The sequence below is a fragment of the Pseudomonas sp. TR47 genome (genome assembly GCF_044143025.1).
Lineage (GTDB): Bacteria > Pseudomonadota > Gammaproteobacteria > Pseudomonadales > Pseudomonadaceae > Aquipseudomonas > Aquipseudomonas putida_E.
In genome coordinates this window covers 89,626-102,179 of the sequence record NZ_JBHFCS010000007.1, presented here as the reverse complement: position 1 = coordinate 102,179, position 12,554 = coordinate 89,626, and the positions used below count along the sequence as shown (strand labels likewise).

Genomic DNA, 12,554 nt, shown 5'->3' with positions numbered 1-12,554 from the left:
GTTACGAACTCGCGAGTCACTCCAGTTCGTTGTCAGCAACTCCGGATTTTTATATGATCCTGTCCGACTGCGGATCTGGTCCGCACAGTCCACTGAAACACTGGATAGGTCCTACTGGGAAAACAACTATCTTGCGTTGACTGATACGGGAAATATCCTGATCTTTGACGGTCGTAATGGGGAGGTGCGATGGGCGCGCTATGGCTATGTGCCTGGACGGCTGCCGCGTAGAACCAAAATATATCCGGAGGTCTATCCACCAATCCCTCCGCCACTCATTAAGATTCCACATGACTATCCGTGATGCATAATCGCGTTTCGCTGAATGTAGACCACCAAACTTAATACGCTTGGTGGTTTTATGTGGATTTAGATTTTAGTGCGCTCTTAGGTGACTTTTTGACTGGTTGTGTTATTGAGCAACTGCTCATTGGAGGAAATGGGGAAAGCTAGCCCTACTTCCGGCTTGAAAGGTCTCATTCAGATATGCGTTTCCGACACGGGGATCACGCGTTTTTCCTTAACTGCCTTGTAGGAAAAACTCGAATAGATCTCCTTCACCCCGGGCAAGCGCTGCAGCACTTCGCGGGTAAATTCGCCGAACGACTCCAGGTCCCGTGCGAGGATTTCCAGCAGGAAGTCATAGCGCCCGGAGATGTTGTGGCAGGCGACGATCTCGGGGATTTCCATCAGCCGCTGCTCGAACGCCAGCGCCATTTCCTTGGTGTGCGAGTCCATCATGATGCTGACGAACGCAGTTACCCCAAACCCTAGCGATTTGGGCGAAAGAATAGCCTGGTAGCCGGTGATGTAGCCGTTGTCTTCCAGTAGCTTGACCCGTCGCCAGCAGGGCGAGGTGGTCAGGGCTACCTGGTCGGCGAGTTCGGCGACGGTGAGGCGGGCGTTGTCCTGTAAGGCGGCGAGTAGGGCGCGGTCGGTGCGGTCGAGGCTTGAAGGCATGTTTTGCCCCCCTGGTCCGTTAATTGTTGTTTTTGTTCCAGCAAGCACGCAGATGCGTGGGCTATTTTGGAAAAAATCAGGCAGCTCGGTGGCATAAGCTTATAACAAACCACAAGAGGCTGTTGCCATGCGCGACTCCCATAACAACACCGGTTTTTCCACTCGGGCCATTCACCATGGCTACGACCCGCTTTCCCACGGTGGTGCCCTGGTGCCACCGGTGTACCAGACCGCTACCTATGCCTTCCCGACTGTCGAATACGGTGCTGCCTGCTTCGCCGGGGAGGAGGCGGGGCACTTCTACAGCCGCATCTCCAACCCCACCCTGGCCTTGCTTGAGCAGCGCATGGCCTCGCTGGAGGGCGGTGAGGCGGGATTGGCGCTGGCGTCGGGGATGGGCGCCATCACTTCGACCATCTGGACCCTGCTGCGGCCTGGTGATGAGTTGATCGTCGGGCGCACCTTGTATGGCTGCACCTTCGCGTTCCTGCACCATGGCATCGGCGAGTTCGGGGTCAAGATTCGCCATGTCGACCTTAACGATGCCAAGGCCCTGAAAGCGGCGATCAACGGCAAAACGCGGATGATCTACTTCGAAACGCCGGCCAATCCCAACATGCAATTGGTGGATATAGCGGCCGTCGTCGAGGCAGTGCAAGGCAGTGATGTGCTTGTGGTGGTCGATAACACCTACTGCACGCCTTATCTGCAGCGGCCGCTGGAGCTTGGGGCGGACTTGGTGGTGCATTCGGCGACCAAGTACCTTAGTGGCCATGGCGATATTACCGCCGGCCTGGTGGTGGGGCGCAAAGCGCTGGTCGACCGCATTCGCCTGGAAGGGCTGAAAGACATGACCGGGGCAGTACTGTCGCCGCATGACGCTTCGCTATTGATGCGCGGTATCAAGACCCTTGCACTGCGCATGGACCGCCACTGCGCCAATGCGCTGCAGGTGGCGCAATGCCTGGCTCGGCAGCCGCAGGTAGAGCTGATTCATTACCCGGGGTTGCCGTCGTTTGCCCAGTACGAACTGGCACAGCGGCAGATGCGTTTGCCGGGCGGGATGATTGCGTTTGAGCTCAAGGGTGGTATCGAGGCTGGGCGGCGCTTCATGAATGCCCTGCAGCTGTTTGCCCGGGCAGTGAGCCTGGGGGATGCCGAGTCGCTGGCGCAACACCCGGCGAGCATGACGCACTCAAGCTATACGCCGCATGAGCGGGCGCAGCACGGGATATCGGAAGGGCTGGTTCGCCTGTCGGTAGGGCTGGAGGATGTGGAGGACCTGCTGGCAGATATCGAGGTGGCGTTAAAGGCGTGTGCATGAACTTGCTTGGAGGATCGGGAACAATTGCCCAATGCCTTACAGGATCAGGCGATGTCACTTTGGATGAGCTGGTGAATCGGCCGGCTTATCCAAGAGGAGTTTGACAATGACCGTATTCCCGAAATACATCGACCTGCTCATTTGCCGCAGTGGCGGTGACGAGGATGAAGGTGGCCAGTCCTGGCGCAAGCCTTGATCTGAACTGGGAACCCCGCACTGCCGGGGTTTTCCTTGGTGATTCGAAGCACAAAAAAGGCCTCTTGCGAGGCCTTCTTTCATTTCAGCGCTTGAGTCCGTAGCTCTCATCGAGCATGCCCGGTGAGTTAGGCGTCTTCGGCGCATAGTCGCGTGGGACTTCTGCGGTGTCTTTGGGCGGCGTCAGGCGGTCGCGTGGTGCCTGGGCCGACTCGGAGTGCAGTGCAGCCAGCAGGCGCTGGCGAGTGACTTCATCGAGGGCCAGGCTATTGGCGCCTTCGGCCAGGTGATCCTGGACATCCTGGTAGCTCTGGGTCAGTTTCTTGACCAGCATTGCGGTGCTGTTGAAGTGGGTGACCACTTCGTTCTGGTAGCTGTCGAAGCGCTTCTGGATGTCGTCCAGTTGGCGCTGGGTGTTGGTCGGCGCAGCATTGGGCAGCAGGCGGGCCACGATGAAACCGACCGCCACACCGATGACCAGGGCCAGGGTTGGCAACAACCAAACAAGGAGCGAGAGTTCCACGAGTCCTTCCTCTATAAACGGCTTTGCTTTACGTTAACGGCTCAGACCTGCGCTGTATACCGCGAGCGATCGCAAATCAGAACAGAATTCCTACCCTAGACGAATCGACCCCCTTCGAGGTCACGGAGTGAGTGCCTTGCTTGTCCGCGAAACCCCCTTGTTCATCGATGGCCCCGTCGGCCAGCTGGAAGCCTTGTACCTGGACGTGGCCGACGCCCGTGGCGCGGTGCTGATCTGCCACCCCAATCCGGTTCAGGGTGGCACCATGCTCAACAAGGTGGTCTCGACCCTGCAGCGCACGGCACGCGACGCTGGCTACGTGACATTGCGTTTCAATTACCGCGGTGTTGGCCAGAGCGCGGGCAGCCATGACATGGGCGCTGGTGAAGTGGCCGACGCACAAGCTGCCGCAGCCTGGTTGCGCGAAAAACACCCGCACCTGCCGCTGGTGTTGATGGGCTTCTCGTTCGGCGGCTTTGTCGCCACCAGCCTGGCCGGGTGCCTTGAGAGCGCCGACGTCACGCTGCAGCACCTGTTCATGATTGCCCCGGCCGTGATGCGCCTGACTGCAGAGTTCCCCTTGCCGCAGCGCTGCCCGATCACCGTGGTGCAGCCAGATGCCGACGAAGTCGTTGCACCGCAGCTCGTTTACGAATGGTCTGACGCGCTGTCGCGCCCCCATGAGCTGCTGAAAGTGGCAGAATGCGGACACTTCTTCCATGGCAAGCTGACCGATCTGAAGGATCTGCTGCTGCCGCGCCTTTCGAATTGAGCCAAGCCTGAATAAGCGAACACCCATGACCACGCGCATTCTCACTGGTATCACCACCACCGGTACCCCACACCTGGGCAACTACGCCGGTGCCATTCGCCCGGCGATCGTCGCCAGCCAGCAGCCGGGGGCCGACTCGTTCTACTTTTTGGCCGACTACCACGCCCTGATCAAGTGCGATGACCCGCTGCGCATTCAGCGCTCGCGTCTGGAAATCGCTGCTACCTGGCTGGCCGGCGGCCTCGACCCGGACAAAGTGACCTTCTACCGTCAGTCCGATATTCCCGAGATTCCCGAGCTGACCTGGCTGCTCACCTGCGTCGCGGCCAAGGGCCTGCTCAACCGTGCGCACGCCTACAAGGCTTCGGTGGACAAGAACCTCGAAAATGGCGAAGACCCGGACGCCGGCGTGACCATGGGCCTTTACAGCTACCCGGTGCTGATGGCGGCGGACATCCTGATGTTCAACGCGCACAAGGTGCCGGTCGGTCGCGACCAGATCCAGCACGTGGAAATGGCCCGTGACATCGGCCAGCGCTTCAACCACCTGTTCGGCCAAGGCAAGGACTTCTTCGCCTTGCCAGAGGCGGTTATCGAAGAAAGTGTGGCGACGTTGCCTGGCCTGGACGGGCGCAAGATGTCCAAGAGCTATGACAACACCATCCCGCTTTTCTCCAGCGCCAAGGACATGAAGGACGCCATTTCGCGCATCGTCACCGACTCGCGTGCACCTGGCGAAGCGAAAGACCCGGACAACGCGCACCTGTTCACCCTGTTCCAGGCCTTCTCGACGCCGGTGCAATGCGCCGAGTTTCGCGAAGAACTGCTGCAGGGCCTGGGCTGGGGCGAGGCCAAGCAGCGCCTGTTCCAGCTGCTTGACGGGCAACTGGCCGAGAAGCGTGAGCACTATCACCAACTGATTTCCCGCCCGTCGGACCTGGAAGACATCCTGCTGGCCGGCGCTGCCAAGGCCCGCAAGACCGCCACGCCGTTCCTCGAGCAACTGCGCGAGGCCGTTGGCCTGCGCTCGTTCCGTAGCAGCGTGCAGGCCACTACAGAGGTGAAGAAGAAGGCCGTCAAGAGCGCACGCTTCGTCAGCTTCCGTGACGAGGACGGCAGCTTCCGCTTCCGCCTGTTGGCCGCTGATGGCGAGCAACTGCTGTTGTCTCGCAGCTTCGCCGACGGCAAGAGCGCGGGTGCGGTGAGCAAGCAGTTGCAGCAGGGCGGCGACGCCGATGTGCGTGTCGAAGGCCTGGGCTTCAGCTTGTGGCTGAACGGCGAGCAGGTTGCCGACGGGCCGCAGTTTGCCAGTGCCCAGGCCCGTGACATGGCCGTTCAAAGCCTGCGTGAGGCCCTGGCGCCGCAGCAGGACTGAGACAGTTTGACGCAAGTCTGATTGCCATTAGGCGGGCCGGTCGCTACAGTGACGGCCCGTTTTTTGTTGCCTCGCTAACGAAATCATGACGCCCCTAGAACGATATCAAGCAGATCTGAAACGTCCCGACTTCTTCCATGATGCGGCGCAGGAAACTGCGGTGCGTCACTTGCAGCGCCTGTACGACGACCTGGTGCACGCGCAGAACAACAAGCCGGGCATGTTCGGCAAGCTGTTCGGCAAGAAGGAGCAGACGCCGGTCAAAGGCCTGTATTTCTGGGGCGGGGTAGGCCGGGGCAAGACCTACTTGGTCGATACCTTCTATGAAGCGCTGCCGTTCAAGCAGAAGATGCGTACGCACTTCCACCGCTTCATGAAGCGCGTTCACGAGGAGATGAAAACCCTCAAGGGCGAGAAGAACCCGCTGACCCTGATCGCCAAGCGCTTCAGCGATGAAGCCAAGGTGATCTGTTTCGACGAATTCTTCGTCTCCGACATCACCGATGCCATGATCCTCGGCACCCTGATGGAAGAGCTGTTCAAGAACGGCGTATCGCTGGTGGCGACCTCCAACATCGTCCCCGACGGCCTGTACAAGGATGGCCTGCAGCGTGCGCGCTTCCTGCCGGCCATCGCCATGATCAAGCAGTATACGGACGTGGTGAACGTCGACAGCGGGGTCGACTACCGCCTGCGTCACCTGGAGCAGGCCGAACTGTTCCACTTCCCGCTCGACGAGGCTGCCGAGCAGAGCATGCGTGCGAGCTTCAAGGCGCTGACACCCGAGTGCACCCAGGCCGTCGACAATGACGTGCTGATGATCGAGAACCGCCCGATCCATGCGCTGCGTACCTGTGACGATGTCGCCTGGTTCGACTTCCGCGCCCTGTGCGACGGGCCGCGCAGCCAGAACGACTACATTGAACTGGGCAAGATTTTCCATGCCGTGCTGTTGAGCAACGTCGAGCAGATGGGCGTCACCACCGACGACATCGCCCGGCGCTTCATCAACATGGTGGACGAGTTCTACGACCGCAACGTCAAGCTGATCATTTCGGCCGAGGTAGAGCTGAAGGATTTGTACACCGGTGGGCGCCTGAGCTTCGAGTTCCAGCGCACCTTGAGCCGGTTGCTGGAGATGCAGTCGCACGAATTCCTGGCCCGCGCGCACAAGCCCTGAGGTCCTTGCGCTGTAGGAGCGCCTTGCCGGTCCGGCGCCCCGGCAAGGCCGCTCCTACAGATGGTCGCTTGGGCTGAATTCAGGCTTCCTGCATAAACTGCTGCCGATACTGGTTCGGCGACAATTCCGTGTGCTGGCGGAACAGCCGCGCAAAGAAACTCGCATCGTCATAGCCGACTTCATAGCTGATGGTCTTGATGCTCTTGCGTGTGCTCGACAGCAACCCCTTGGCTGTTTCTATCCGTAGCCGCTGCAGGTAGTGCAGCGGCTTGTCGCCGGTCGCGCCCTGGAAACGCCGCATGAAGTTGCGGATGCTCATGCCATGGTTGCGGGCCACATCCTCGAAGCGGAACTTGTCGGCAAAGTGCTCCTCGAGCCAGTGTTGAATCTGCAGGATGATCAGGTCCTGGTGCAGCTTCTGCCCACCGAAACCCATGCGCCCAGGGGTGTAGTTGCGCTGCACTTCGTAGAGGATGTCACGGGCCACGGCGCGGGCCACGTTGGCCCCGCAGAAGCGTTCGATCAGGTAGATGTACAGGTCGCAGGCCGAGGTGGTGCCGCCGGCGCAGTAAAGGTTGTCGGCGTCGGTCAGGTGCTTGTCCTGGTTCAGCCGGATCTTCGGGTAGCGCTCGGCGAAGCTGGTGAAGAAGCGCCAGTAGGTGGTCGCCTCCTTGCCGTCGAGCAGGCCGGACTCGGCCAGCCAGAATACCCCGCTGGCTTCAGCGCAGAGTACGGCGCCGCGGGCATGTTGCTCGCGCAACCAGGGCAGCACTTGCGGATAACGTTGCAGCAGGTTGTCGAAGTCTTCCCAGAAGGCTGGGAGGATGATCACATCGGCGTCGTCCAGGCCGCCATCGACCGGCAGCTGCACATTGCTGAAACTGTCCACCGGCTGGCCGTCGGGGCTCACCAGGCAGATCTCGAACATGGGCTGCAGGCCCAGGCCCAGCTGTTTGCTGTAGCGCAGGCTGGCGAGGTGGAAAAAGTCCTTGGCTTGCATCAAGGTCGAAGCGAACACCTTGTCAATGGCCAGGATGCTGACGCGCCGCAATGACGCGGAGGGTTGGGTAAACATCATTGTCATTGTTCTTATAGGGTAGAGTGGTCAATCACCGGCTGGATCGTCTTATGTTTTTTGTCGAGCTGCAAGCTTCAAGCTGCAAGCGGCAAGAAAAAAGCAGAGGCTGCGACACCGCTCTGCTTTTTCTTGCCGCTTTGTTCAAGGTGCCGGGTTGGGCTGCTCCTGATGAACGGCCTCGATCGCCGCCAGCAGCTCATCACTCAGGTTCAGCTCCAGGCTTTTGAGGTTGCTCTGAAGTTGTACCAGGTCAGTGGCACCGACGATGTTGCTGGTCACGAAGGGCTGGCGGGTGACGAATGCCAGGGCCATTTGTGCCGGGTCCAGCCCGTGTGCCTGGGCCAGTTGCACATAGCGGCTGCAGGCCGCCACGGTCTGCGGGTTGGAGTAGCGGGCGAAGCGGCTGAACAGGGTCAGGCGGCCTTTTTCCGGCCGGGCGCCGTTCTCGTATTTGCCCGACAGCATGCCGAAGGCCAGCGGCGAGTAGGCCAGCAGGCCACACTGCTCGCGGATGGCCACTTCCGCCAGGCCCACCTCGAAGCTGCGGTTGAGCAGGTTGTACGGGTTCTGGATCGACACCGCCCGTGGCCAGCCGCGGGTTTCGGCCAGTTGCAGGAACTTCATGGTGCCCCACGGCGTTTCGTTGGAAAGGCCAATGTGGCGGATCTTGCCTGCCCGCACCTGCTCGTCGAGCACCTCGAGGGTTTCTTCCAGTGGGGTGAACAGGTCATGCGGCAGGTGCTGGTAACCCAGCTTGCCGAAGAAGTTGGTGCTGCGCTCCGGCCAGTGCAGCTGATACAGGTCGATACGGTCGGTTTGCAGGCGCTCAAGGCTCGCATCCAGCGCCGCCACGATGTGCTGGCGGTTGTGCTTGAGCTGGCCGTCGCGGATGTGGCTGATACCGTTGCCGGGGCCGGCGACCTTGCTGGCGAGAATCCAGTCATCGCGGTCGCCGTGCTGGCGGAACCAGTTGCCGATGATGCGCTCGGTGGCGGCATAGGTCTCGGGGCGTGGCGGCACCGGATACATTTCGGCGGTGTCGATAAAATTGACCCCGCTGGTTTTGGCCAGTTTGATCTGGGCGAAGGCCTCGGCCTCGTCGTTCTGCTCGCCCCAGGTCATGGTGCCCAGGCACAGGGCGCTGACATCGAGATCGGTACGGCCGAGCTTGCGGTATTCCATCGGGAAAACACTCCTTGGCAAAGACACCCATAAAAGCAGGTTGAAATTTTTCGCGCAATCTGGATAATTCGGCCCCTCTCCGTGTGGCGGAAGTGATGCACCACCACGCAGGAAGAACCCCGTCGAACATTGGCGTGCCCGACCCGAGCCCCCAAAAGCGTCTGTGTTCGGCTGCGCGCTTGCCCTTGGCAAGCTGTGCACTATCCAGTAAGATTCGCCGTCTATTTTTCGCTGGGCGGCCTCTGAGGCTTTAGAGAATGAAAACTTTTACTGCTAAACCGGAAACAGTAAAGCGCGAGTGGTTCGTAGTCGACGCCGCTGGCCAGACCCTGGGTCGTCTGGCTACCGAAATCGCTAGCCGTCTGCGTGGCAAGCACAAACCAGAATACACTCCTCACGTTGACACCGGCGACTACATCGTCGTCATCAACGCCGAGCAAATCCGTGTAACTGGCGCCAAGTCTTCCGACAAGATGTACTACTCCCACTCCGGCTTCCCGGGCGGTATCAAGGAAATCAACTTCGAGAAGTTGATCGCCAAGGCCCCTGAGCGTGTTATCGAAACCGCGGTCAAAGGCATGCTGCCGAAGAACCCGCTGGGTCGCGACATGTACCGTAAGCTGAAAGTGTACGCGGGTGCTGCTCACCCACACACTGCTCAGCAGCCTCAAGAACTGAAGATCTAACGGGATAGTTCATTATGTCGGCGACTCAAAATTACGGCACTGGCCGTCGCAAGACCGCAACCGCTCGCGTTTTCCTGCGTCCGGGTACTGGTAACATCTCCATCAACAACCGTCCTCTGGACACCTTCTTCGGCCGCGAAACCGCTCGTATGGTTGTTCGCCAGCCGCTGGAGCTGACCGAGACCACCGCGAAGTTCGACATCTACGTCACCGTTGCCGGTGGTGGTGTCAGCGGTCAAGCCGGTGCGATCCGTCACGGTATCACCCGCGCTCTGATGGAATACGACGAAACCCTGCGTGGCGCTCTGCGTCGTGCTGGCTACGTCACCCGCGACGCTCGTGAAGTCGAGCGTAAGAAAGTGGGTCTGCGTAAAGCGCGTAAGCGTCCTCAGTACTCCAAGCGTTAATACCGCTTCGGCAGTCGAAAAAAGCCCGGTTCTTTGGAACCGGGCTTTTTTTATGGCTTGAACTAACCTGTCAGCATGTCCGTGGTGTCCTGTCGCATAGACGCAGATCAAGCAAAGCGAGGGTTGTAGCCCATACCTGGGTTAATCACCTTGTCACTGTGTGGATTTGTTTCTTACCATGGCGGCCAATTTGGGGTGCCACAGACATTACCTAAGTACAGGCCTGATCCAACAGGCCAAGCAAGCTGATGGGAGAGGACTGAATGAGCAATGACGGCGTCAACGCAGGCCGGCGCCGCTTCCTCGTAGCCGCGACATCCGTGGTCGGGGCAGCGGGGGCAGTGGGGGCTGCGGTACCGTTCGTGGGGTCATGGTTTCCCAGCGCCAAGGCGAAGGCGGCCGGGGCACCGGTGAAGGTCAACATCGCCAAGGTTGAGCCTGGGCAGCAGATGGTTGCGGAATGGCGTGGCCAGCCTGTGTTCATCGTGCGGCGAACGGATGAGATCCTCGGTAACCTGAAAAAAGTCACTGCCGAGCTCGCCGACCCTGAATCGAAGGCCTCCGTACAGCCGGAGTACGTCGACCCCCAGGTACGCTCGATCAAGCCGGAAATCCTCATTCTCGTGGGCCTGTGCACTCACCTTGGGTGCTCACCGACCTTCCGCCCGGAAGTTGCGCCCGCCGATCTGGGGCCCAAGTGGGTGGGCGGCTATTTCTGCCCCTGCCATGGTTCCCACTACGACCTGGCGGGGCGTGTCTACAAATCGCAGCCAGCGCCTCTCAACCTGCCAGTGCCGCCGCACTCTTACGAGTCGGATGACATCGTCGTCATCGGCGTCGACCAGGAGAAAGCATGATGAGCAAGTTCATGGACTGGATTGATGCTCGCTTCCCCGCCACCAAGATGTGGGAAGAGCACCTGAGCAAGTATTACGCGCCCAAGAACTTCAACTTCCTGTATTTCTTCGGCTCGCTGGCCCTGCTGGTGCTGGTCAACCAGATTGTCACCGGTGTATGGCTGACCATGAGTTTCACACCCTCGGCGGAGGAGGCCTTCGCTTCGGTCGAGTACATCATGCGTGACGTGGAGTACGGCTGGATCCTGCGCTACCTGCACTCCACCGGTGCTTCGGCGTTCTTTGTCGTGGTCTACCTGCACATGTTCCGCGGCCTGCTCTATGGCTCCTATCAGAAGCCACGTGAACTGGTCTGGCTGTTCGGCATGCTGATCTACCTGGCGCTGATGGCCGAGGCCTTCATGGGCTATCTGCTGCCGTGGGGTCAGATGTCTTACTGGGGGGCGCAGGTGATCATCTCGCTGTTCGGTGCCATTCCGGTGATCGGCGACGATCTCACCCAGTGGATTCGTGGTGACTACCTTATTTCCGGCATTACCCTGAACCGCTTCTTCGCGCTGCACGTCGTGGCCCTGCCGATCGTCATTCTCGGGCTGGTCGTGTTGCACATTCTGGCCCTGCACGAGGTGGGTTCGAACAACCCGGACGGGGTCGATATCAAGAAGAAAAAGGACGAAAACGGTATCCCGCTGGATGGTATTCCGTTCCACCCTTACTACACCGTCAAGGACATTGTCGGCGTGGTGGTATTCCTGTTCGTGTTCTGTGCGGTAGTGTTCTTCTTCCCGGAAATGGGCGGTTACTTCCTGGAAAAACCCAACTTCGAACAGGCCAATGCGTTCAAGACGCCTGAGCATATTGCGCCGGTCTGGTACTTCACGCCGTTCTACGCGATTCTGCGTGCGGTGCCCGACAAGCTTATGGGCGTAATCGCCATGGGGGCGGCGATCGCCGTGCTGTTCGTATTGCCTTGGCTCGATCGAAGCCCGGTACGCTCCATGCGCTACAAGGGCTGGATCAGCAAGGTCTTCCTGCTGGTGTTCTGCATTTCCTTCGTCATCCTCGGCATTTTGGGGGTGCTGGCACCTACGCCAGGTCGCACGCTGCTGTCGCAGGTGTGCACCGTGCTGTACTTCGCCTACTTCCTGCTGATGCCGTTCTACACAAGGCTTGAGAAGACCAAACCGGTTCCGGAAAGGGTGACTGGCTGATGAAAAAGTTGATTGCAGTATTTTTGCTGGCAGTGATGCCTGCCTTTTCCTTTGCTGCCGGACCGGGGCTGGAGCTGGACAAAGTCGATGTCGACCTGACGGACAAGGCTGCGATGCAGGATGGCGCACGGACTTTCGCCAACTATTGCATGGGTTGCCACAGTGCCAAGTTCCAGCGTTACGAGCGCGTAGCCGATGACTTGGGAATACCCCATGAGTTGATGCTGGAGAAGCTGGTGTTCACGGGTGCCAAGATCGGCGACCACATGAACATCGGCATGAAGCCCGATGACGCCAAGACCTGGTTCGGTGCTGCGCCACCGGACCTTACCCTGGTTGCCCGGGTGCGTGGTACCGACTGGCTGTACACCTACCTGCGCAGCTTCTATGAGGACAAGTCGCGACCTTACGGGGTTAACAACAAGGTGTTCCCGAATGTCGGTATGCCCAATGTGCTGGTCGGGCTGCAGGGCAATCAGGTGATCGGGTGCAAGCAGGTGCAGATGGTGGTCGATGGCAAGAAGCAATTCGACCCCTTGACCGGCAGCCCTTTGACCCATGAAGCGTGTGACCAGCTGACCATCACGCCGAATTCCGGTACCCTGACGCCTGAGCAGTTCGACGAGAAGGTCAAGAACCTGGTGACCTTCCTGGCCTATTCGGCCAACCCGGTCAAACTGGAAAGCCAGCGCATCGGCACGTATGTGTTGCTGTACCTGGCCTTCTTCTTCGTGTTCGCCTACTTGCTCAAGCGCGAATACTGGAAGGACGTGCACTGATCACGCAGTAGTTTCTGGTAGTTGA

The 12,554-nt window shown here is 59.6% G+C and carries 13 protein-coding genes; 9 read left to right on the top strand and 4 right to left on the bottom strand.

Annotated elements, in window-relative coordinates; genetic code table 11:
- Window positions 1-480 precede the first annotated feature (480 nt).
- Window positions 481-960: an Lrp/AsnC family transcriptional regulator gene (locus ACEWE8_RS10100; protein WP_039604488.1), complete on the bottom strand. Its 480-nt coding sequence runs from the start codon at window positions 958-960 to the stop codon at window positions 481-483.
- A gap of 127 nt (window positions 961-1,087) precedes the next feature.
- Between ACEWE8_RS10100 and ACEWE8_RS10095 the strand changes: the two genes are divergently transcribed.
- Complete coding sequence (locus ACEWE8_RS10095; RefSeq protein ID WP_046784836.1) at window positions 1,088-2,284, top strand: methionine gamma-lyase; 1,197 nt, start codon at window positions 1,088-1,090, stop codon at window positions 2,282-2,284.
- A 280-nt stretch (window positions 2,285-2,564) separates the two neighbouring features.
- Here ACEWE8_RS10095 and ACEWE8_RS10090 read toward each other — a convergent pair whose 3' ends face one another.
- The gene (locus ACEWE8_RS10090) at window positions 2,565-3,002 is read right to left on the bottom strand and encodes a YhcB family protein (protein ID WP_046784837.1); all 438 of its coding nucleotides are present in this window, start codon (window positions 3,000-3,002) and stop codon (window positions 2,565-2,567) included.
- 136 nt (window positions 3,003-3,138) lie between these two features.
- On the opposite strand from ACEWE8_RS10090, the gene ACEWE8_RS10085 reads away from it, so the two are divergent.
- The 3 genes from ACEWE8_RS10085 (at window position 3,139) to zapE (ending at window position 6,329) form a co-directional block, all read left to right on the top strand.
- Complete coding sequence (locus ACEWE8_RS10085) at window positions 3,139-3,774, top strand: alpha/beta hydrolase (protein WP_046784838.1); 636 nt, start codon at window positions 3,139-3,141, stop codon at window positions 3,772-3,774.
- 25 nt (window positions 3,775-3,799) lie between these two features.
- Window positions 3,800-5,149, top strand: a complete 1,350-nt coding sequence (locus tag ACEWE8_RS10080; protein WP_046784839.1) for a tryptophan--tRNA ligase — start codon at window positions 3,800-3,802, stop codon at window positions 5,147-5,149.
- Between the two features lie 85 nt (window positions 5,150-5,234).
- Window positions 5,235-6,329 (top strand): cell division protein ZapE, encoded by a 1,095-nt coding sequence (zapE, locus tag ACEWE8_RS10075; protein WP_039603943.1) that lies wholly within the window; start codon window positions 5,235-5,237, stop codon window positions 6,327-6,329.
- A 79-nt stretch (window positions 6,330-6,408) separates the two neighbouring features.
- On the opposite strand, the gene ACEWE8_RS10070 is transcribed toward zapE, so the two are convergent.
- Together ACEWE8_RS10070 and ACEWE8_RS10065 are read right to left on the bottom strand one after the other, a co-directional pair.
- Window positions 6,409-7,329: a GlxA family transcriptional regulator gene (locus ACEWE8_RS10070; RefSeq protein ID WP_172655354.1), complete on the bottom strand. Its 921-nt coding sequence runs from the start codon at window positions 7,327-7,329 to the stop codon at window positions 6,409-6,411.
- A gap of 219 nt (window positions 7,330-7,548) precedes the next feature.
- Window positions 7,549-8,589 (bottom strand): NADP(H)-dependent aldo-keto reductase, encoded by a 1,041-nt coding sequence (locus ACEWE8_RS10065; protein WP_046784840.1) that lies wholly within the window; start codon window positions 8,587-8,589, stop codon window positions 7,549-7,551.
- 257 nt (window positions 8,590-8,846) lie between these two features.
- Here ACEWE8_RS10065 and rplM point away from each other — a divergent pair, with 257 nt between their 5' ends.
- The 5 genes from rplM to ACEWE8_RS10040 all read left to right on the top strand — a co-directional run bounded on the left by rplM (window position 8,847) and on the right by ACEWE8_RS10040 (window position 12,529).
- Window positions 8,847-9,275 (top strand): 50S ribosomal protein L13, encoded by a 429-nt coding sequence (rplM, locus tag ACEWE8_RS10060; protein ID WP_008097538.1) that lies wholly within the window; start codon window positions 8,847-8,849, stop codon window positions 9,273-9,275.
- A 14-nt stretch (window positions 9,276-9,289) separates the two neighbouring features.
- Window positions 9,290-9,682, top strand: coding sequence for a 30S ribosomal protein S9 (rpsI, locus tag ACEWE8_RS10055; RefSeq protein WP_046784841.1), 393 nt, complete (start codon window positions 9,290-9,292; stop codon window positions 9,680-9,682).
- Between the two features lie 263 nt (window positions 9,683-9,945).
- Window positions 9,946-10,539, top strand: coding sequence for a ubiquinol-cytochrome c reductase iron-sulfur subunit (gene petA, locus ACEWE8_RS10050; RefSeq protein ID WP_039604011.1), 594 nt, complete (start codon window positions 9,946-9,948; stop codon window positions 10,537-10,539).
- Window positions 10,539-11,750 carry a cytochrome bc complex cytochrome b subunit gene (locus ACEWE8_RS10045; RefSeq protein ID WP_042111179.1) on the top strand — a complete coding sequence of 404 codons (1,212 nt, stop codon included), beginning with the start codon at window positions 10,539-10,541 and terminating at the stop codon, window positions 11,748-11,750. The genes petA and ACEWE8_RS10045 overlap by 1 nt, the downstream gene beginning before the upstream one ends.
- Complete coding sequence (locus ACEWE8_RS10040) at window positions 11,750-12,529, top strand: cytochrome c1 (protein ID WP_046784842.1); 780 nt, start codon at window positions 11,750-11,752, stop codon at window positions 12,527-12,529. Before ACEWE8_RS10045 ends, ACEWE8_RS10040 begins: the two co-directional genes overlap by 1 nt.
- Window positions 12,530-12,554: the final 25 nt, after the last annotated feature.